At 72.2% G+C, this 18,563-nt stretch carries 20 protein-coding genes; 11 read left to right on the top strand and 9 right to left on the bottom strand.

Translation table 11 applies throughout. The features are described 5' to 3' along the window. The 3 genes from ACFXHB_RS18410 to ACFXHB_RS18400 all read left to right on the top strand — a co-directional run bounded on the left by ACFXHB_RS18410 (window position 1) and on the right by ACFXHB_RS18400 (window position 5,295). Window positions 1-804 (top strand): 3-oxoacid CoA-transferase subunit B, encoded by an 804-nt coding sequence (locus ACFXHB_RS18410; protein WP_380575402.1) that lies wholly within the window; start codon window positions 1-3, stop codon window positions 802-804. Window positions 805-1,373: 569 nt separating this feature from the next. Further along, the gene (locus tag ACFXHB_RS18405) at window positions 1,374-3,293 is read left to right on the top strand and encodes a glycosyltransferase family 2 protein (protein WP_380575399.1); all 1,920 of its coding nucleotides are present in this window, start codon (window positions 1,374-1,376) and stop codon (window positions 3,291-3,293) included. A gap of 70 nt (window positions 3,294-3,363) precedes the next feature. Further along, window positions 3,364-5,295, top strand: a complete 1,932-nt coding sequence (locus tag ACFXHB_RS18400; protein ID WP_380575398.1) for a galactose oxidase-like domain-containing protein — start codon at window positions 3,364-3,366, stop codon at window positions 5,293-5,295. A gap of 78 nt (window positions 5,296-5,373) precedes the next feature. Here ACFXHB_RS18400 and ACFXHB_RS18395 read toward each other — a convergent pair whose 3' ends face one another. The 4 genes from ACFXHB_RS18395 to ACFXHB_RS18380 all read right to left on the bottom strand — a co-directional run bounded on the left by ACFXHB_RS18395 (window position 5,374) and on the right by ACFXHB_RS18380 (window position 9,630). Beyond that, window positions 5,374-6,462, bottom strand: a complete 1,089-nt coding sequence (locus ACFXHB_RS18395; RefSeq protein WP_380575397.1) for a glycoside hydrolase family 6 protein — start codon at window positions 6,460-6,462, stop codon at window positions 5,374-5,376. 161 nt (window positions 6,463-6,623) lie between these two features. Next, on the bottom strand, window positions 6,624-7,295 hold the full coding sequence (locus tag ACFXHB_RS18390) for a uracil-DNA glycosylase (protein ID WP_380575497.1): 672 nt from the start codon (window positions 7,293-7,295) through the stop codon (window positions 6,624-6,626). Between the two features lie 190 nt (window positions 7,296-7,485). Continuing rightward, window positions 7,486-8,754, bottom strand: coding sequence for a low temperature requirement protein A (locus ACFXHB_RS18385; RefSeq protein WP_380575396.1), 1,269 nt, complete (start codon window positions 8,752-8,754; stop codon window positions 7,486-7,488). A 96-nt stretch (window positions 8,755-8,850) separates the two neighbouring features. Continuing rightward, window positions 8,851-9,630 carry an HAD-IIA family hydrolase gene (locus ACFXHB_RS18380; RefSeq protein ID WP_380575394.1) on the bottom strand — a complete coding sequence of 260 codons (780 nt, stop codon included), beginning with the start codon at window positions 9,628-9,630 and terminating at the stop codon, window positions 8,851-8,853. Between the two features lie 418 nt (window positions 9,631-10,048). Between ACFXHB_RS18380 and ACFXHB_RS18375 the strand changes: the two genes are divergently transcribed. Both ACFXHB_RS18375 and ACFXHB_RS18370 read left to right on the top strand, forming a co-directional pair. Then, window positions 10,049-11,104, top strand: a complete 1,056-nt coding sequence (locus ACFXHB_RS18375; protein ID WP_380575392.1) for a lytic polysaccharide monooxygenase — start codon at window positions 10,049-10,051, stop codon at window positions 11,102-11,104. A 105-nt stretch (window positions 11,105-11,209) separates the two neighbouring features. Next, window positions 11,210-12,313 carry a Gfo/Idh/MocA family oxidoreductase gene (locus ACFXHB_RS18370; RefSeq protein WP_380575391.1) on the top strand — a complete coding sequence of 368 codons (1,104 nt, stop codon included), beginning with the start codon at window positions 11,210-11,212 and terminating at the stop codon, window positions 12,311-12,313. Between the two features lie 84 nt (window positions 12,314-12,397). Here the strand turns inward: ACFXHB_RS18370 and ACFXHB_RS18365 are convergent, their stop codons facing one another. Together ACFXHB_RS18365 and ACFXHB_RS18360 are read right to left on the bottom strand one after the other, a co-directional pair. Then, window positions 12,398-12,820, bottom strand: coding sequence for a type II toxin-antitoxin system VapC family toxin (locus ACFXHB_RS18365; protein ID WP_380575390.1), 423 nt, complete (start codon window positions 12,818-12,820; stop codon window positions 12,398-12,400). Further along, complete coding sequence (locus tag ACFXHB_RS18360) at window positions 12,813-13,097, bottom strand: type II toxin-antitoxin system Phd/YefM family antitoxin (RefSeq protein ID WP_380575388.1); 285 nt, start codon at window positions 13,095-13,097, stop codon at window positions 12,813-12,815. Before ACFXHB_RS18360 ends, ACFXHB_RS18365 begins: the two co-directional genes overlap by 8 nt. Before the next feature lie 297 nt (window positions 13,098-13,394). On the opposite strand from ACFXHB_RS18360, the gene ACFXHB_RS18355 reads away from it, so the two are divergent. Both ACFXHB_RS18355 and ACFXHB_RS18350 read left to right on the top strand, forming a co-directional pair. Continuing rightward, window positions 13,395-13,688 carry a DUF6412 domain-containing protein gene (locus ACFXHB_RS18355; RefSeq protein ID WP_380575387.1) on the top strand — a complete coding sequence of 98 codons (294 nt, stop codon included), beginning with the start codon at window positions 13,395-13,397 and terminating at the stop codon, window positions 13,686-13,688. Between the two features lie 89 nt (window positions 13,689-13,777). After that, window positions 13,778-14,476, top strand: a complete 699-nt coding sequence (locus ACFXHB_RS18350) for a YidC/Oxa1 family membrane protein insertase (RefSeq protein ID WP_380575386.1) — start codon at window positions 13,778-13,780, stop codon at window positions 14,474-14,476. 58 nt (window positions 14,477-14,534) lie between these two features. On the opposite strand, the gene ACFXHB_RS18345 is transcribed toward ACFXHB_RS18350, so the two are convergent. Then, window positions 14,535-15,089: a TetR/AcrR family transcriptional regulator gene (locus ACFXHB_RS18345; RefSeq protein WP_380575385.1), complete on the bottom strand. Its 555-nt coding sequence runs from the start codon at window positions 15,087-15,089 to the stop codon at window positions 14,535-14,537. Window positions 15,090-15,195: 106 nt separating this feature from the next. Between ACFXHB_RS18345 and ACFXHB_RS18340 the strand changes: the two genes are divergently transcribed. Both ACFXHB_RS18340 and ACFXHB_RS18335 read left to right on the top strand, forming a co-directional pair. Beyond that, entirely contained in the window at window positions 15,196-15,627 is a 432-nt protein-coding gene (locus ACFXHB_RS18340; RefSeq protein ID WP_380575383.1) for a DoxX family membrane protein, read from the top strand. Between the two features lie 128 nt (window positions 15,628-15,755). After that, window positions 15,756-16,526: a CDP-alcohol phosphatidyltransferase family protein gene (locus ACFXHB_RS18335; protein WP_380575382.1), complete on the top strand. Its 771-nt coding sequence runs from the start codon at window positions 15,756-15,758 to the stop codon at window positions 16,524-16,526. Between the two features lie 112 nt (window positions 16,527-16,638). On the opposite strand, the gene ACFXHB_RS18330 is transcribed toward ACFXHB_RS18335, so the two are convergent. Continuing rightward, a complete protein-coding gene (locus ACFXHB_RS18330) occupies window positions 16,639-16,806 on the bottom strand; it encodes a hypothetical protein (protein ID WP_380575381.1) in 168 nt (55 codons plus the stop codon). Further along, window positions 16,803-17,171, bottom strand: a complete 369-nt coding sequence (locus ACFXHB_RS18325) for an ATP-binding protein (RefSeq protein ID WP_380575379.1) — start codon at window positions 17,169-17,171, stop codon at window positions 16,803-16,805. Before ACFXHB_RS18325 ends, ACFXHB_RS18330 begins: the two co-directional genes overlap by 4 nt. A 266-nt stretch (window positions 17,172-17,437) precedes the next feature. On the opposite strand from ACFXHB_RS18325, the gene ACFXHB_RS18320 reads away from it, so the two are divergent. After that, window positions 17,438-18,301, top strand: a complete 864-nt coding sequence (locus ACFXHB_RS18320; RefSeq protein ID WP_380575378.1) for a helix-turn-helix domain-containing protein — start codon at window positions 17,438-17,440, stop codon at window positions 18,299-18,301. Between the two features lie 4 nt (window positions 18,302-18,305). Next, on the top strand, window positions 18,306-18,491 hold the full coding sequence (locus tag ACFXHB_RS18315) for a DUF397 domain-containing protein (RefSeq protein ID WP_380575376.1): 186 nt from the start codon (window positions 18,306-18,308) through the stop codon (window positions 18,489-18,491). Window positions 18,492-18,563: the final 72 nt, after the last annotated feature.

Below are 18,563 nucleotides of genomic sequence, written 5' to 3'. Positions count from 1 at the left end.
ATGACCACCGAGACCTTCACCGCACCGTCCACCCCTGCCCCTGCCCCTGCCCCTGCCGCTGCCTCTGCCTCTGCCTCTGCCTCTGCCTCTGCCGGCTCACCGTCCGCCGCTCCCACCGCGGGCCGGGCGACGGATCCCCGGAACGCGCTCGCCGCGCGGGCCGCCCGGGAACTCCGGAACGGGCAGTACGTCAATCTGGGCATCGGTCTGCCGACCCTGATCCCCCAACACCTCCCGCCGGGCGTCGAGGTGGTGCTGCACTCGGAGAACGGCATCCTCGGCGTCGGCCCGTACCCGATGGCGGGAAGCGAGGACCCCGACCTGATCAACGCGGGCAAGGAGACCGTGACCGTCGCCCCCGGTGCCGCGTACTTCGACTCCGCCTTCTCCTTCGGCATGATCCGGGCCGGCCGGATCGATGTCTCGGTGCTCGGTGCGATGCAGGTGTCGGCCACCGGCGATCTCGCCAACTGGATGATCCCGGGAAAGATGGTCAAGGGCATGGGGGGCGCCATGGATCTCGTGCACGGCGCCCGACGACTGATCGTCGTCATGGAGCACACCGCCAAGGACGGTTCACCGAAGATCGTCGAGGAGCTGTCGCTCCCGGCGACCGGCCGGGGAGTCGTGGACCGCATCGTCACCGACCTGGCCGTCATCGACGTCACCCCCGACGGGCTGCGTCTGGTCGAAACGGCCGGGGGTGTGTCGTTCGACGACGTCCGGGCGGTGACGGGGCCGACCCTGTTGCCACCGCTCTCCGGCCCTCTCCCCCTACCGGCCACCGGCTCGCCCGGGATCTGACGCAAGGGCAGGCCTGAAGGACCACGGCAAGGCACTTGAACCCCGGGGTGCCCCCGAGGCACCCCGCAGACGACCCGAAGGCCGGACCGCCCGGATGGCGATCCGGCCTTCGGGCATTCATACGATCGACCCGAAGCACCCGCCGCGCGAATCATCCCTCCATAACACCAATGCATACTCATATGGCCGGGAATCGTCATATCTTCACTCTCGCGCAATGATCATTCCTCAGATCGGTTGCGATCACCCCCATGCTCCGGGAGAGTTGGGGAAGCCAAGGATCCCGCACACCCCGAAGGGGAGTCCGGAGAGCGTGCCGGGATCCCGCGTTCGAAGTGACCGGGTGGCCGCGCGAAATCATCGGTCGTACACGTTTTACCGATGGGCGACCCGGAACTGCCTGGAAACGGCGTAGTTGACCGGGCGGCGCACCGCCTCGAAGGCCGGGCTCCGGGGGGAGCGGTCGTTCACGACACCCAGACCCAGCACAGGGCGCTGGATCGCATACCTCCGGTCGGAGCACGCACGAACGGGTCGGCCCGAACGGCCTGCCACGGGGGGAGCCACACATGATCAGAATGTTCTCGCGGCGTCCGGACGCGGAGAGCTCACCCGGTCATGCCGTCGGCGACGCCCTGGCCTCCGTGCCCGTCCCCGAAGCCCCTTACGACTACGCCCACTTCAGCCGCCTCGCCGGACCGGCCGGCACCCCCGGCCCGCCGGACGCCCCCACCCCCTACCGCGTCCAGTACCGCAGCCTGTTGCGCCGGGAGCCGCACCGGATCCGGGCAGCACTCCTCCTGCTGGCCGCCCCGGCGGTCGAGTCGGTCCTCCTGATCTGGCTGCTACTCCCCGACCACTGGCCGGTCCGGCCGGGCGAGACGCACTCCTGGCTGCTGATCGCCGACAAGGCGATGATCACGATCATCGCGGTCGTGGAGGTGTTCCGCCTGGTCAACGTCGTCTCCAACACACACGCCACGCTGGTCGCCCGCGACCCCGTCCCGGTCACCCCCGAGTCGGGCACCCGCGTCGCGTTCCTCACCACCTGCGTGCCGGGCAAGGAGCCGCCGGAGATGGTGCACCGGACACTGACCGCCGCGCGCGCCGTCCGGCACGACGGCCCGTACGACGTCTGGCTGCTCGACGAGGGAAACGATCCTGCCCTGCGCGCCCTCTGTGCCCACCTGGGCACGCGGTACTTCAGCCGGCGCGGGGTCGAGCGCTGGAACCAGCCCAAGGGCCGGTTCCGCGCCGGGACCAAACACGGCAACTACAACAGCTGGCTCCAGGCCCACGGCGCCGACTACGACTTCTGGATCTCGGTGGACACCGACCACGTCCCGCTGCCCGAGTTCGGCGAGCGGATGCTGGGGTACTTCCGGGACCCGGACGTGGCATTCGTGGTCGGCCCTCAGGTGTACGGGAACTACCGCAGCTCGGGTTCGGCGGTCACCAAGTTCTCGGAGAGCCAGCAGTTCCTCTTCCATGCGCTGATCCAGCGAGCGGGGAACCGCTACGGCGCACCGATGTTCGTCGGCACCAACAACGCGGTGCGGATCAGCGCCCTGCAGTCGATCGGCGGGCTCTACGACTCGATCACCGAGGACATGGCGACCGGGCTGGAGTTCCACCGCCGCCGCAACCCGGCCACCGGCGCGCGCTGGAAGTCGGTCTACACCCCGGACGTGCTGGCGGTCGGCGAAGGACCGTCCTCCTGGACCGACTTCTTCTCCCAGCAACTCCGCTGGAGCCGGGGCACCTACGAGACACTCCTGACCCAGTACTGGCGCGCGGCCCGGCAGTTGTCGCCCGGCCGGCTGCTCAACTACTCGCTGATGGTCTGCTTCTACCCGATGGCCGCGCTGACCTGGCTGCTCGGCGGGGTGTCGAGCGTGCTCTACCTGGGCTTCGGAGCGTCGGGGGTCCACGTCTCCTCGGAGATCTGGATGATGTTGTACAGCGACGCCGCCGCTCTGCAGGTGCTGCTCTACACCTGGAACCGCAAGCACAACGTGAGCCCGCACGAGCCGGCCGGGTCGTCCGGTGTGGCGGGCATGATGATGTCGGCGCTCTGCGGGCCGATCTACGCGGCATCGTTCCTGCAAGCGCTGCTCCGGCTGCGCAGCCGCTTCGTGGTGACCCCCAAGAGCCGGTCGGCCAGCCGCGACCGGGTGGCGACCTTCCGGATCCACCTGTTCTGGACGCTGGTGTTCGGCGGCGCGCTCACCGCCTCCTTCTTCACCGGCCACGACCACGTCGCCATGCGGACCTGGGCCTGCGTGGCCCTCCTGCTCAGCCTGCTGCCGATGCTGGTGCTGGCCGCCGACGCGGTCCGCCGCGGGCGCGCCCGGCCCACCTCGACCCTCTCGATCACCGGCGCCGCGACCACGACACCGGCCGCCCCCACGATCACCGTTCCGCGGCAGGACCGCGCCCAGGCACCCGCCCAGGAGAGCACCACCGCGCCGGCCGGCCGCACCCATTGACCACGCGCCCACCGATCACGCCCCACCCGACCCACACCGTTGAACCCGCAGCACGAGGGGACCGACCACCGTGAAGATCCGCAACGCCGGCCGCGCCAAGCGCTTCGCCCTCGGCAGCACGGTCGCCCTGACCGTGGCCGGAATGAACGCACCGGCCGTACTCGGATTCGCCGACGAGCAGTACCACCAGTACGTGATCAACCGCCCCGAGTACAAGGCCGAGTACGGCCACTGGCAGACCCTCGTCCTCCCGGCCGAGTTCCGGATCAACGCCGTCCACGCCAGCCTGCTGCGCACCGGGAAGGTCCTGATCATCGCCGGGTCCGGGAACAGCGAACGGAGCTTCGCCGCGGGCTCCTTCAAGAGCCTGCTCTGGGACCCCGCCACCAACACCTACAAGCACATACCCACTCCGGCCGACATGTTCTGCGGCGGTCACACCGCCCTGGCCGACGGCCGGCTGCTGGTGGCCGGCGGCACCCTGCGCTACGAGGCTCTGGACGGCGCCGTGAAGAAGGCGGCCGGCACCATGCGGGTACGCAACGAGAACCCGGAGGCGGCCCGCACGTTCCCCAAGGGCACGGTGTTCACCTCCCCCGGGGGTCGCGCGTACGCGTCCACCGCCGAGGTGACCGTCCCGGCCGCGGCGAAGACCGGCTCCGGCGACCGGACCGTGGTGAAGGCCGGCGAGCAGCACGTGTTCGTGGAGGCGGTGGCACCGGGCACCGGGTCCGTGGAGAACTCCCCCGCCCAGTACACGATCAAGGGCCTGACCGGTGCCGACGCCCACAACCTCTACGGCATGGCCGACCGGATGACCCTGGAGAAGCAGGACTTCCAGGGCATCCGCTCCGCCTTCGAGTTCAACCCGGACACCGAACTGTACGAACAGGTCACCGACATGGCGTACGCCCGCTGGTACCCGACGCTCACCGGCCTCGGTGACGGGCGAGTGGTCACCGTCTCCGGGCTGGACGACACCGGGCAGATCCTCAGCGGCAACGACAACGAGATCTACGACCCGGTGCGCAAGACCTGGTCCAAGGCGCCCGACCGCTACTTCCCCACCTATCCGTCGATCTTCCTGACCGCCTCCGGCAAGCTCTTCTACTCCGGCTCCAACGCGGGCTACGGCCCGGCGGACAAGGGCCGCGACCCCGGGCTCTGGGATCTGAGGGACAACAGCTTCCAGCCGGTCCCGGGTCTGCGCGACCCGCACCTCACCGAGACCTCGTCCTCGGTGCTGCTGCCGCCCGCCCAGGCACAGAAGGTGATGGTCCTCGGCGGCGGGGGCGTCGGCGAGTCACCGCTCTCCACCGCCCGCACCGACATCGCGGATCTCTCCGCCCCGAAGCCCGCCTTCACCCCGGGACCGGACCTGCCCGCCGGCGGCACCCGCTACCTCAACAGCGTCGTCCTGCCGAACGACACCGTGTTCACCACCGGCGGCTCCCGCGACTACCGCGGCAAACACCGGAGCGACGTGCTCACGTCGCAGATCTACCACCCGGACACCAACACCTTCGGCACCGCCGCCGAGCCGACCGTCGGACGGAACTACCACGCGGAGGCCCTGCTGCTGCCGGACGGCCGGGTGGTGGTCCTCGGCTCCGACCCGCTGTTCGCCGACAAGGCCGACACCGAGCCGGGCACCTTCGAGCAGCGGATCGAGATCTACACCCCGCCGTACCTGTTCCACGGCGAGCGCCCGCAGCTGACCGACGCACCCGCCGCCGCGAAAATCGGCAGCACCGTCACCGTCAACTCGCCGAAGCCGGAGGGCATCGCCACCGCCAAGCTGATCCGGCCGAGTTCGGTCACCCACGCGACGGACGTCGAACAGCGCTCGGTGGCCCTGGGCATCGGCCCGCGCACGGCGGGCGGTGTCGCGCTCACCCTGCCGGCCAACCCCGATCTGCTGCCGCCCGGCTGGTACATGCTGTTCGTGACGGACGCGGCCGGCACCCCGTCGGTCGCCCGCTGGATCCAGGTGACCGCCTGACTCCGCCTGACTCCGCCGGACCGCCGCCGGACACCCCGAGTCGTCCGCCCATGCGTTGAGACACCCTCTCTGTCGCGGTCACGCGCCGCCGCGTGCCAGGCCCAGCGCGTACGGCAGCCAGAACTCGCCCGCCCGGGGCTCGCCCCGGCCGCACTCGCCGTCGGACTCGCCGGGGTTCTTGATCCACAGGTAGGCGTCGACGCCGGGCCGGCCGGTGGTGACCGTGGGCGGCTCGCCCAGCGCGCGGCCGGGCGGGTTGCACCAGGCTTCGCTGCTCAAGGGGCCGTTGCCGTTGCGGCTGGTGTCGATGACGAAGTGCTTCCCGCCCAGCGCGGCGGAGAGTTCCGCGCCGTACGCCGCGTTCCGGTCGGTGCCGTAGAAGTTGGAGACGTTCACGGCGAAGCCGTCCGCCACGGCGGCGCCGGACTTGCTGAGCGCCTCGGCCATCGCCGACGGGTCCTGGGCCCACCCGGGGTTGCCCGCGTCCAGGTAGACCCGGACCTGTGGGCGCTTCTTCAACTCCTGTACGGCGAAGGCCAGCAGACCGTACCGCTCGGCGGCGGCCGCGTCCTTCACCCCGCAGCCGTCCAGGGTGTGCGCGACGGCGTCCGGCTCCAGCACCACCCAGGCCTTGCGGTCGCCGAGCGCCTCCGCCACGCCGGTGATCCAGGAACGGTAGGAGGCCGCGTCGGTCGCGCCGCCGGCCGAGTACTGGCCGCAGTCGCGGTGCGGGATGTTGTAGGCGACGAAGACCGGGGTGCGGTCCGCCGCGGCGGCGCGGCGGCCGACCTGCTCGACGATGCCCCTGGCCTCCTGGTCCCCGAGCCACTGCGAGGAGGGCTGGGAGGCGATCCTGTCGAGGGTGTCGGCCTCGGCCGTCCGCCCCTGACCACGCAGGACGACGAGCTGCTGGGCGGCGGACGTCCGGTCGGAGACGTAGAAGGTCTGGCCGGGCAGTTGGGCGGGCCCGGTGCCGGCCGGTCCGCCGCTCGGCGAACCGGCCCCGCTCGGCGAACCGGCCCCGTTCGACGCGGGCGCCGCCCCTGGTCCTCGCCCCGGACCGGCGGCCGTACTCCCGCCCGCGCAGCCCGCCACACTTGCCGTCAGCCCCAGCACCGCCGCCCCCGCGGCCAGCCGGAACCCCGCCCCTCGCCATACCCGGCGCACGTACCGCCCCTCCCAGAACCGGTCCGACGACCGGGTCGGCACCCAGCTTCGCACACCGGGTACCGACGGGCGGCCGGGGCCGGTGAACAGCGGGCGGCGGCGAGCGGGCCGGGTGTCGGCCCCCTCGCGCGGGTCGGTGCCGCCCCGGCTGCCGGTCAGCCCTACTTCAGGTTCGGCACCTGCCAGTCGATCGGGTCGACACCGAAGCCGTCGAGCGCTTCGTTGATCTGCGAGAACGGGCGGCTGCCGAAGAACAGCTTGGCGGAGAGGGGCGACGGGTGGGCTCCCTGGACCACCACGTGCTTCGTGGTGTCGATCAACGGCAGCTTCTTCTTGGCGTAGTTGCCCCAGAGCACGAAGACCACCGGCTCCTCGCGCGCGCTCACGGCCTTGATCACCGCGTCGGTGAACTTCTCCCAGCCCTTGGCCTTGTGCGAGTTGGCCTCGTGCGCCCGCACCGTGAGCACCGCGTTGAGCAGCAGGACCCCCTGCTCGGCCCAGTGCATCAGGTAGCCGTTGTCCGGAGCGGGAATGCCCAGGTCGGCGTCCAGCTCCTTGAAGATGTTGCGCAGCGACGGCGGCGTCCTGGTGCCCGGCAGCACGGAGAAGCTCATGCCGTGCGCCTGGCCGTCGTCGTGGTACGGGTCCTGGCCGAGGACGAGCACCCGGACCTTCTCGTACGGCGTGGCCTCCAGCGCCGAGAACTCCTGCCCGCTCGGCGGGAAGATCTGGTGCTCCGCGCGCTCCCCCGCCAGGAAGGCCGCCAGCTCGGCGAAGTACGGCTTCTCCGTCTCGGTGCCCAACACCTCGCGCCAGGACTCCGGCAGCTCCAGCCCGCCGCCGGCTCCGACCGCCTCGACCTCGCCCGCCTCGACCACGCCTGCCTCGACCGTGTCCGTCACGACATCAACCTCCCACCGGACGGCCGCTCACCGCCGCACCGCCCCGACCTCCGGCGTACGGCAGCCCTCGCGCCACACGCCCCTCTTTGCACACCGAACGCTACACAGCCCCACCGACAACTCACTCCGCCGAAGCCACCGGCACCTCCGGCGGGGCCGCCGACGCGCCGGCCACCGGGGCCCGCTCGACGCCGGGAGCCGTCGACGCCCCCGAAGGCGTCGCCCCCGCCGCCCGTCCCACCCGGACGTGCTCGACCACGTTCAGCGTCACCACCAGCACGGCCAGCACCACCAGCACCACGATCGCCGGCAGCCGCACCATCACCGGCGCCAGGCCCAGCACCACCGCCGCCGCCACGATCCGGGTGGTCGACACCGCGCGGAACATCATCCACCGGGTGTAGCCGAAGGTCAGCAGGTACAGTCCGCAGCCCCCGTACAGCAGCGCCACCGAGCCCGCGCCGAGCGCCTGCCGAGGGTCCGCCACGGTCTCGCCGAAGCCGACGGCGACCGCGATCACCCCGGCCACCAGGGCCAGGTGGCCGTACTGGAACACCCGTCGGATGACGTCCCGGCGCGAGTCGGCGACGGTCACGGCGTGCCGCATGGCGTCCGCCGCGTAGACGAAGTACTGCCACCAGAGGCCGCAGGAGATGGTGAACGCCGCCGCCACCGCGACCAGTTCGGCCGCGTCGAGGCGGACGGCGGCAGCCGTGGCACCGATCCCGACGATCGATTCGCCGAGCGCCACGAGCAGGAACAGCGCGAACCGCTCCGGCATGTGCGACGGGTGGTACGCCACGGCGGCCAGCCGGTTGCGGAACAGCACCGGACCGGACAGGTCGCAGAGCGCGCCCAGCGCCCAGAGCACCAGCCGCGGCCCCTCCGGCAGCAGCCCGCCCACGAACAGCAGCGGCCCGCTGACCAGCACGCCCACCCCGTAGGGCCCGCGCCAGACCCCCGGGACGCGGATCAGCAGCACCAGCAGCACCACCCGGGCCGCCCAGTACCCGGCGCCGAGCAGCACGCCCCGGCCCTCGTAGGCGCCGGGCACGGCCAGCGCCATGAAGAGGCCGGCCAGCCCGACGGCGAGGATGCCGAGCCGGTCCCTCGGGGTGTCCACGTCGCGGATGTTGGCCTGCACGGTGGTGCCCACCCAGCACCAGTACACCGGGACGAACACCACGAGTGCCCGGGCGACCCCGGCCCCGTCGTGGTGGTGGTGCAGCAGACCCGAGACCTGAGTGATCGCGAAGACGAAGACCAGGTCGAAGTAGAGCTCCGCCCAGGTCACCCGCTTCTCGTCGACGGACTCCCGCACCGGCTGCCGGACCGGCTCCCGCACCGATTCCCGGACCGACCGCCCGACCGGCTCCCCCGCCGAACTCATCCCGCCCCCTCCTCCGCATACGCAACAGGCGCACACAACGGACGGGCCCTGCCCCGGCCGTCGGCCGGGGCAGGGCCCGATTCATCAGAGCGAAGGCTAGATCAGGTCGACCAGATCCGCGATCGACTGGACGACCCGGGTCGGCCGGTACGGGAACCGCTCCACGTCGGCGGCCGCGGTGAGGCCGGTGAGCACCAGGATGGTCTCCATACCGGCCTCCATGCCCGCCACGATGTCGGTGTCCATCCGGTCGCCGATCATCACGGCGCTCTCCGAGTGGGCCCCGGCCGAGTTCAGCGCCTCGCGCATCATCAGCGGGTTGGGCTTGCCGACGAAGTACGGCTCGACGCCGGTCGCCTTGGTGATCAGCGCCGCGACCGAGCCGGTGGCCGGCAGCACGCCCTCGGTCGACGGGCCGGTCTCGTCCGGGTTGGTGCAGATGAAGCGGGAACCCTGGTTGATCAGGCGGATCGCCTTGGTGAGCGCCTCGAAGCTGTAGGTGCGGGTCTCGCCGAGGACGACGTAGTCCGGGTTGTTGTCGGTCAGCACGTAGCCCGCCTGGTACAGCGCGGTGGTGAGGCCTGCCTCGCCGATCACGTACGCGGTGCCGCCCGGGCGCTGGCCCTTGAGGAACTTCGCGGTGGCGAGGGCCGAGGTCCAGATGCACTCCTCCGGCACCTCCAGGCCCATCCCGGCCAGGCGGGCGCTGAGGTCGCGCGGGGTGTAGATCGAGTTGTTGGTCAGCACCAGGAAGGGCTTGCCGGACTCCCGCAGCCGGCGCAGGAACTCCTCCGCGCCGGGGATCGGCGTGCCCTCGTGGATGAGGACCCCGTCCATGTCGGTCAGCCAGGACTCGATGGGCTTGCGGTCTGCCACGTGCGTATCTCCCGAAGTCTTGCCACGTCTTGCGATGGTCGTACGAAATCTGCGGCGCACCGCCGTCACCGTTGCGCCTCCCACCGGCCGGACCCACCTCGGGACACCGGACCGCCGGGGGTACTGCTGGCTGCCCCAACGGGGCACAGCCTAATCCGCACACCAGCCCGACGGCAGTACGTCCCGCCCACCGGGACGTCCCACGGACCGCGGCAGACCCTCGCGCGGAGCGTCCGGAGCACGCGCCGGCCGCCCCCGCGCCGCCGGTCGGCAGCGCGACCGGGCGCCGAACGCCCCTGCCTCAACGGCTCCTTAAGCCACCCCTAACCGCTCTGATCGCCCCTCAGCACGGCCGTGCCCCCGGGCTAGCGTGAACGCCACCACCCTCACCCCGCTCCCGCGAAGGAGTCCCCTCACCATGCCCGTGCGCCGCCGTCTCCCCGCCGCCGTCCTCACGCTCGCCACCGCAGGCCTCACCGTCGGGCTCGGTGGCGACCCCGCCGCCGCACACGGCTCGATGCAGAACCCGCTCAGCCGGATCGAGGGCTGCTACCTGGAGGGCGCCGAGCATCCGAAGTCGGCGGCCTGCCGGGCGGCCGTGGCCGCCGGGGGCACGGCCGCCCTGTACGACTGGATGAGCCTGCGGATCGGTGACGCCGCCGGGCGCCACCGCGAGCTGATCCCGGACGGCCGGCTGTGCAGCGCGGGATCGGAGATGTACAAGGGCCTGGACCTGCCGCGCGCCGACTGGCCCGCCACGAACCTCACCGCCGGGTCGGCGTTCACCTTCCGCTACCGGGCCACCGCGCCGCACCGGGGCACCTTCCAACTCTTCGTCACCAACAGCAGCTACTCCCCGACCAAGCCGCTGACCTGGGCGAACCTGGAGCCCCAGCCCTTCCTCACGGTCACCGACCCGCAGCTGACGGACGGCTCGTACGTGCTGCCCGGCACGGTGCCGGCGGGGAAGACCGGGCGCCAGCTGATCTACGCGATCTGGCAGCGCTCGGACAGCCCGGAGGCGTTCTACTCCTGTTCGGACGTGGTCTTCGACGGCTCCGGCACCGCGCCCGCGACGGCGCCCGTGCCCCCACCCGCGACGGCACCCGCGACGGCACCGGGCGGCCCGACCTCGGTGTCCGGGCACCCCGCCGGACACGACCACACCACCACCCCCGCCCCCGCACCGGTGGCCGCCGCCGCCACCGCTCCCGGCCCGACACCGCCCGCGGCGGCCGCCCCCGCACCGGCGTCCCCGGCCACGCCCGCCGCCCAGGCCGGCGCGCAGACCCCCGCGCAGGCCGCCGCGCCGGCCCCCACCCGGGGCGCCGCGCCCGAACACCTCGCCCAGACCGGCTCCGACCGCTCCCTCGGCATCCTCGCCTCGATCGGCTCGGCCTTCCTGCTCGCCGGCGCCACCGTCGCCGTCGTCCACCGCCAGCGCCGCCGGACCCCCGGCGCACACGCCCGCTGACCCCGGCCCGGCCCGCCACCGCAGGGGTCCCGGGCCGCCGACGGCCGGTCACGAGGCCGCCGCGAAACCGGGGCCAATCGGGCACCGCGTGATTGAGTAAGGCGCATGAGCCCCTCCGCGCGCCCTCCCCGCCAGCACGACGAACCGTTCCGGGTCGGCCTGATCGGCTACGGCCTGGCCGGCTCCGCCTTCCACGCCCCGCTGATCGCCGGCACCCCCGGGCTCCGGCTGGACGCGGTGGTCACCGCCAACCCCGACCGCCGCGCCCAGCTGCAGCGGGAGCACCCCGGCGCCCGCGCCGTCGACACCCCGGAGCAGCTGCTCGCCGACCCGGACGCGCTCGACCTGATCGTGATCGCCTCCCCCAACCGCACCCACGTCCCGCTCGCCCGGGCCGCGCTGAACGCCGGGCTGGCCACCGTCGTGGACAAGCCCCTGGCCGCCACCGCCGCCGACGCCCAGGAGCTCTGCACGCTGGCGCGGTCCCGGGGCGTCCTGCTCTCCGTCTTCCAGAACCGGCGCTGGGACGGCGACTTCCTCACCGCCGCCCGCCTCGTCCGCGAGGGCGCGCTCGGCCGGGTGCACCGCTTCGAGTCCAGGTTCGAGCGGTTCCGGCCGAAGCCCAAGGCCGGCTGGCGCGAGCTGGCCGACCCGGCCGAGGTCGGCGGCACGCTGTACGACCTGGGCAGTCACCTGGTCGACCAGGCGCTCGCCCTGTTCGGCCCGGTCGAGACGGTCTACGCCGAGATCGACGTCCGCCGGGACGGCGCGGTGGTCGACGACGACGCCTTCCTCGCCCTCACCCACGCCTCCGGCACCCGCTCGCACCTGTGGACCAGCGCCATCACCCCGCTGGCCGGCCCCCGGCTGCGGGTGCTGGGCGACACCGCCGGGTACGTGAAGTCGGGCATGGACCCGCAGGAGGCGGACCTGCGCGCCGGTCACCGCCCGGACGGCACCGGCCGCGCCGGCACCCCGTGGGGGGTCGACCAGCCCTCCCACTACGGCACCCTCGGCACGGACGAGTCCGCGACCGCCCTCCCCACCGACCCGGGCGACTACCCCGCCTTCTACACCGGCATCGCGGCCGCCCTGGCCTCCCCGGGCACCCCGCCGCCGGTCGACCCGCGCGACGCCGTCGCCACCCTGACCGTGCTGGAGGCCGCCCGCGCCTCGGCCGCCACCGGCACGACCGTCCGGCTCGGCTGAGCCGCCCCGGCTCCCTCCGCGCGAGGACCGCTCCTCCCCCGCCCGGCCCCGGCCGCAATCGCGCGGGAGAGCGGTCCCGACCGGTCAGATCCCGATGACCTCGACCGCCGTGCCCAGCCCCCGGAAGTCCGCCACGTTGCGCGTGTAGAGCGGCAGCCCGTGCGCCGAGGCGATGGCCGCGATCATCAGATCGATCCGGCGCGGACGCGGCTGGCGCCCGGCGGCGATGGTCAGGGTGACCAGCGTCCCGTACCGGGCGGCGGCGGCCGCGTCGAAGGGCAGCGGGTCGAAGTCGGCCATCGCCGCACCCAGCACCTCCAGCCGCGCCGCCCGGCTCGCCGCGTCCCGCGCCATCGAGACGCCCTGCTGCAACTCGGCGAACGTGATCGCGGTCAGCTCCGGCACGGCCGGCAGTTCGGCCGGGTTGAGCAGGGCCAGGTCGATGTAGACACAGGTGTCCAGCACCCCGGCCGGCCGCCGCCGGGACGCCCTGCGCCGCTCAGCCACGCCGCCGCTCGAACGGGTCGTCGCCCTCGTCGCCCACCAGCTCCTCGGGGCCGAAGTACTCCTCGGCCTCCTTGCGCATCTGCTGGTAGTCCACCCGCGGCAGCTTCACGTGCCGCGCCACCAGCTCCTCCGCCGTGAGCCGCCGCCGCTCCGCGACCGGCCGCAGCTCCGCGACCTCGACCCCGTTCCTGGTGATGTGGAAGGTCTCGCCCGCCTCCACCGCGTCCATCACCGCGGCGGAGTTGTTCCGGAACTCCCGCTGGGTAATCGTCTTCATCCCTCCAAGGTAGCCCCGCGTAGCACCCCTGGCTACGGCGCGCGAATCGGCGATTCCCGGCGCGCGGAAGGACACGGCCGGAGCGGCTCCCGCACCGGCGGGAGGGGACCTTCGAGTCACTCCCTCCCGCGCACGAGGCCGTCGCCACCACGGTCTGGCTGGGCCCCGGGACCGACGGGTTCACCCAGGTCTGGGTCTACGCCATGAACATCCCCTGACCGGGAAGGCTCCGGAGGCCTTACCATCGTCCTCGACGTCTTGAGTCGGTACGTCCGGAGCGCGGGAGAGGAGCATGTCGTGGGATTGGTCGCGATGCTGCTCGGCCTGCTCCGGGTGCTGACCGGGGAGGCGCTCACCGACGGTGGCTCGCTGACCTCGGTGGCCGCCGCCGCGGCCGTGGTGCTGCTGGCCGGCGCGGTCGCGGGGACGCTGGTCACCGCGCGGCTGCTCGGCGCGCGGGCCCCGGCCGCCGTACGGGACGGGACGCTGCGGCGACGCGCGTTCCGCACGGCCTTCCTCTCGCAGCGTGATCCCGATGCCCGGGGCCGGCGACGCCCCAGGGCCCCGGGCGCGGCCCCGGCGGCCGCGTAACACCGACTTCTCCACCGCCGTCGACGCGGCCGTCCTCCGTAGATCACTCATGTCCTGAGACGTTGAGACCCCGGAGGGCTCGCTCCATCATGTCCGTTTTCGCAGTGCTCGACCCGGCCGTCGGCCTGGCCCACGATGTCGTCGCCACCCTTGCCCAGCTGGTGCCGACGGCGCTGGCGATCGTCCTGTTCACCGTCGGCGTCCGGCTCGCCCTGCACCCGCTGGCGCGGGCGGCGGCGCGCGGGGAGAAGTCGCGGGCCCGGCTCGCGCCGAAGATCTCCGAGCTGAACCGCAAGCACAAGGGCAAGCCGGAGAAGCTGCAGGCCGCACTCGCCGAGCTGTACCGGGAGGAGAAGGCGTCGCCGCTCGCGGGGTGCCTGCCGATGCTGGTGCAGATCCCGTTCTTCTCGGTGATGTACCGGCTGTTCACCACCCCGAACGACCTGCTCGGCCACCCGCTGTTCGGTGTCCCGCTCGGTCTGCACGCGGGCAGCGCGCAGGGCGCCGCGCAGTGGGCCGTGTTCGGCGTGCTGTACGCGGGGCTGGCCGCCGTGGCCTACAGCAACTTCCGCCGGGCCCGTCGGGCGCAGGCGGCCGCGCCCCAACAGGCCGCGCAGCCGGGGATGTCGTTCCTCCCGTACCTGTCGTTCGGCACCGTGCTGTTCGCGGCGCTGGTCCCGCTGGCCGCCGCGCTCTACCTGCTGACCACGTCCGCCTGGTCGGCCGCCGAGCGTGCCTGGCTGCACCGGGGCGGGACCGCGCCGGTGCCGGCGGTGGCGCTGATCTGACCGGCGCGCGGCCCGCACGGGTCGGCGGCGGGTGGGTCTCCACCCGCCGCCGGGCGGGTCAGCCGGGCAGCAGGTTGCCGATCACCGCGCGGGCGATCGTCGCCGGGTCCTCCCCGTCGCGGTCGGGCAGGCTCCCGCTGTTCCACAGCTGGGCGAAGCCGTGGACGATCGACCAGGCCGCCAGTTTGAGCTCGTGTTCCCGCGCGTGCTCCGGGGCGGACGCCGCGAGGGCGGCGGACAGGGCCTCGTCGGCGCGGGCCCGGGCGGCGGCCAGGTGCGGGTCGTCCGGGTGGTACAGGCCGGGCTCGAACATGACCGTGAAGTGGGCGCGGTGCCCGACCGCGAACCGGACGTAGGCGATCCCCGCCTCGGCCAGGTCCGGACCGGCGGCGCGCACCGAGTCGGCGAGGAGCTCGTACCCCTGGGCGGCGAGCTCGGTGAGCAGTCCCGCCTTGTCGCCGAAGTGGTGGGCGGGGGCGGCGTGGGAGACGCCGGCCCGGCGGGCCAGCTCGCGCAGGCTCAGCGCGGCGGGCCCGCTCTGTTCGATGGCCTCGGCGGCCGCGGCGAGCAGGGCATTCCTCAGGTCACCGTGGTGATAGGGCTGGGCAGACATGCCCCGATCATAACTTGTCATTGACAAGATGACGCGGCCGCCCATAACTTGATGGTGTCAAGATGCTCTGCGCGCAGGGCACCACCCCGCACCCTCGGAGGCCGAGATGGCACCCCTGATCGCTCTTGTCGCCGGATTCCTGGCGGCCCGCCTGGCCGGACTGCTGGGTGTGGACGTGCTCGACGGCTGGCACCCCGCCCTGCGGGTCGGACTGGCCGCGATGTTCCTGCTCACCGCGTTCGCGCACTTCTTCCCGCGCCTGCGGACCGGACTCGTCGCCATGGTCCCGCCCGGCCTCCCCCGGCCGGAGCTGCTGATCACGCTGACCGGCCTGCTGGAACTGGCCGGCGCCGTCCTGCTCCTCGTCCCGGCGACGACCCGGCCGGCGTCCGCCGGCCTGATCCTCATGATGATCGCGATGTTCCCGGCGAACGTCTCGGCCGCCCGGCGCCGACTGCCCGGCGTCACCCCGATCGGCCCCCGCACCGCCCTGCAGGTACTGTTCGTCGCGGCCGCCGCACTGACCTTCGCGGGCTGACCGCGCACCGCCGCACCTCCGCCCCGGCGGGACAGCGGGAGCCGTCGGAGACCCGCCCCGGACCCTGGTCACGGCAGGCCGTACCCTGTGATCGTTTCTGAGTCCCGGCCGGACAGGTGGAGGAATTCGTGAAGGTCGCTGCGCCGCCGTTGGCCGAACTGCGGGAGGTCTGCCAGCCGCAGGCCAAGCTGCAGAGCCGCAACGGCGAGCACTGGGCGGGCCGCCTCTACATGCGGGCGATCTCGCTGCGGACGACCCGGCAGCTGGTCCGCACCTCGGTCTCGCCGAACACTCTGACCTGGGTGATGGTGGTCTGCGGCGTCGGCGCCGGAGCCGCCCTGCTGATCCCCGGACTGAAGGGCGCGATCCTGGCGGCCCTGCTCTTCCAGGGCTTCCTGCTCTTCGACTGCGTCGACGGCGAGGTGGCCCGCTGGAAGCGGCAGTTCAGCACGGCGGGCGTCTACGTCGACCGGCTCGGCGCCTACCTGGCCGACGCGGCGCTGATGATCGGGGCCGGCGTCCGGGCGGCCCGCGGTGGGTCCGACCTGTGGATCTCGGTCGGGCTGGCCACCGCGCTGGGCGTGGTCCTGCTGAAGGCGTCGACGGACCTGGTGGACGTGGCCCGGGCCCGCAGCGGCCTCCTGCCGGCCGACGAGGAGTCGACCCAGCCGCGTTCGCAGGGAATCGCGACAGCGCGCCGGCTCGCCTCGATCTTCAAGATCCACCGGGTGACCAACGGCATCGAGGCCTCGCTGGTACTGCTGGCCACGGCGGTCGCGGACGCGGCGGTCGGGAACATCGGCCCGACCCGCGTCGCGCTCGCCGCGATCGCGGTGATCACCTGGGGCATGGTGGTCGCCCACCTCGCCTCGATCCTCTCCTCGTCCCGGCTGCGCTGAACAGCGAAGCCGTTCGATCCGCCGGGGACGAGGCGGCGGGCCCGTCGCCGAGCGGTCGCGCCCTGTCCCGGACAGGGCGCGACCCGCTGCTCCACCGCTCGGCGGACCGCGCTCAGCGGGATATGGCGACCGGCTCGACCGGGAGGTGGTCGGCGCGGTCGATCTCGCGGCCCTGCGCGCCGTCGGGGCCGTTGACCTCGTCACTCCGCAGCCGGCAGACGGCGCCGACGACGGCCGCGAGGATGATCAGCACCAGGAACCCGAGCCCCTCGATGGTCACGCGGCCGCGTCCAACTCGAACCAGACGGACTTCCCGTGCTTGCGGGGCTCGGTACCCCAACGGTGGGTGAGGCCCTGGACGAGCCGGAGGCCGCGTCCGGACTCCGCGAAGTCACAGGGCTCGCGCTGCTCGGGGAACTCGGTGCTGTCATCACTGACCGAGACCCGGAGCGTACGGCCGAGGATCAGGACCAGGACGACCGGCGAGGACGTCCGGCCGTGCCGCCACGCGTTCACGACGAGCTCAGCGAGCGCGAGTTCGGCATCGGCGATGGTCTCGAAGTCCCACCCGGCGCGCGCCATGGCGGCACGCAGGGACTCGCGGGCGAGGGCGAGGGTCGAGGAGTTGAGGATGCAGTTACACACGGGGAATCTCCCTGCGGTGTAGGTGGGGCACACCGGTGAGGGTGTCGCCGTGAGCAAGCCCGTCGCGGAGCAGGCGACGCCGCGTACGAGTGCTCTTCGGTGCCTGGGCAGCCGGTACCAACTGCCCGGCGGGTTGGCGTTACTGACGACCCGTTCGGTGAGCAGTGCATCACAGACTGTAGGACATTAGGGCACATGTGCTTGCACTTTTGCCGAGGCGTTCACTCGATAGGCTGATCGCTGGACCGGCGGACGAGCCAAGGTGGATGCTTGATGCCATGCCACCACGAACCACCCCGACCATCAGGCAGGAGCGAGTAGGGATCGAGCTGCGCAAGATGCGCGATTCCGCAGGGCGTACGACCGCCCAGGCATCCGCCCTACTCGGGCTCGACCGCACGAAGATCACTCAAATTGAGAAGGCTCACTACCCGGTCACCTCGGAACGGGTGCGCATCCTGGCCTCTGACTACGAAGAAAGTGACGCCTCCTTCGTCGACGCACTGGCGGCCATGGCCGATGAGCGCCACAAGGGGTGGTGGGAGGAGTACCGCGGATCCGTACCCGCCGGCTTCCTCGACATCTCGGAGATGGAGTACTTCGCTCGCGGGATCAGCACGTTCCAAGTGAGCCACATTCCCGGGGCCATGCAGACGGAGGAATACGGAAGGGCGATCTTCAGTGACGTCTACCCTCCGCTTAGGCCCCGCCTGCTCGAAGCCCGTGTCGAGAACCGCGTCCAGCGCTCGGCGTTCCTCATGGCAGAGAATGCCGAGCCCTACTCGGCCGTGGTGCACGAAGCTGCTCTCCGGATGCGGTTCGGTGGACGCGAGGCAGCAAAGCGGCAGCTCGACAGACTTCTTGATTACTCCGAACTACCTCATGTCACCCTTCGCGTGATCGGCTTCGATTCCAACGGGTTCAAGGGCTCCGGGCAAGGCATCATCTACGCGCGCAACGCGGTAAGGCGCCTGGATACGGTCCAGCTCGATGCCGTCGGTGGCCCAGTCTTCCTGCATGAACAGAAGCAGTTGGACAACTACCTCCACATCATCGAGACGATGGCCGACCGTTCCCTGACCGAGAAGCGGTCCCGCGATCTCATCAGGCTTCTGAAGAAAGAGATCTAGAACGATGGAAGCACTTCACTGGAAGCGACCAGAGGCCTGCCAGGATGGGGCGAGTTGCCCCGAGGTGGCCATAACCCCCGACGCGGTCTACCTCCGCAGCAGCCTCCACCCCACCTCCGTCGCCCAACTCACCACCGACGAATGGCGCGACCTCCTCTCCGGCATCCGCAACGGGGAGTTCGACGTCTGACCACGGGCCCGGGGCCCCGCCCCGGCGGGGGGGGGCGGGGCCGGGCCGCAGGGGCCCACCCCCCCGCCCGCC

The organism is Kitasatospora sp. NPDC059327 (assembly GCF_042752535.1).
Classification (GTDB): domain Bacteria; phylum Actinomycetota; class Actinomycetes; order Streptomycetales; family Streptomycetaceae; genus Kitasatospora.
The sequence above is the reverse complement of the archived record's forward strand: the minus strand, read 5'-3'. Positions and strand labels throughout refer to the sequence as shown.

What these genes read in the sequence shown, in the direction of transcription:
- ACFXHB_RS18350 (WP_380575386.1), top strand. Translation starts at nt 13,778, where the DNA reads ATGTCCGTTTTCGCAGTGCTCGACCCGGCCGTCGGCCTGGCCCACGAT.
- ACFXHB_RS18385 (WP_380575396.1), bottom strand. Translation starts at nt 8,754, where the DNA reads ATGAGTTCGGCGGGGGAGCCGGTCGGGCGGTCGGTCCGGGAATCGGTG.
- ACFXHB_RS18370 (WP_380575391.1), top strand. Translation starts at nt 11,210, where the DNA reads ATGAGCCCCTCCGCGCGCCCTCCCCGCCAGCACGACGAACCGTTCCGG.
- ACFXHB_RS18375 (WP_380575392.1), top strand. Translation starts at nt 10,049, where the DNA reads ATGCCCGTGCGCCGCCGTCTCCCCGCCGCCGTCCTCACGCTCGCCACC.
- ACFXHB_RS18315 (WP_380575376.1), top strand. Translation starts at nt 18,306, where the DNA reads ATGGAAGCACTTCACTGGAAGCGACCAGAGGCCTGCCAGGATGGGGCG.
- ACFXHB_RS18410 (WP_380575402.1), top strand. Translation starts at nt 1, where the DNA reads ATGACCACCGAGACCTTCACCGCACCGTCCACCCCTGCCCCTGCCCCT.
- ACFXHB_RS18340 (WP_380575383.1), top strand. Translation starts at nt 15,196, where the DNA reads ATGGCACCCCTGATCGCTCTTGTCGCCGGATTCCTGGCGGCCCGCCTG.
- ACFXHB_RS18405 (WP_380575399.1), top strand. Translation starts at nt 1,374, where the DNA reads ATGATCAGAATGTTCTCGCGGCGTCCGGACGCGGAGAGCTCACCCGGT.
- ACFXHB_RS18345 (WP_380575385.1), bottom strand. Translation starts at nt 15,089, where the DNA reads ATGTCTGCCCAGCCCTATCACCACGGTGACCTGAGGAATGCCCTGCTC.
- ACFXHB_RS18320 (WP_380575378.1), top strand. Translation starts at nt 17,438, where the DNA reads ATGCTTGATGCCATGCCACCACGAACCACCCCGACCATCAGGCAGGAG.
- ACFXHB_RS18360 (WP_380575388.1), bottom strand. Translation starts at nt 13,097, where the DNA reads ATGAAGACGATTACCCAGCGGGAGTTCCGGAACAACTCCGCCGCGGTG.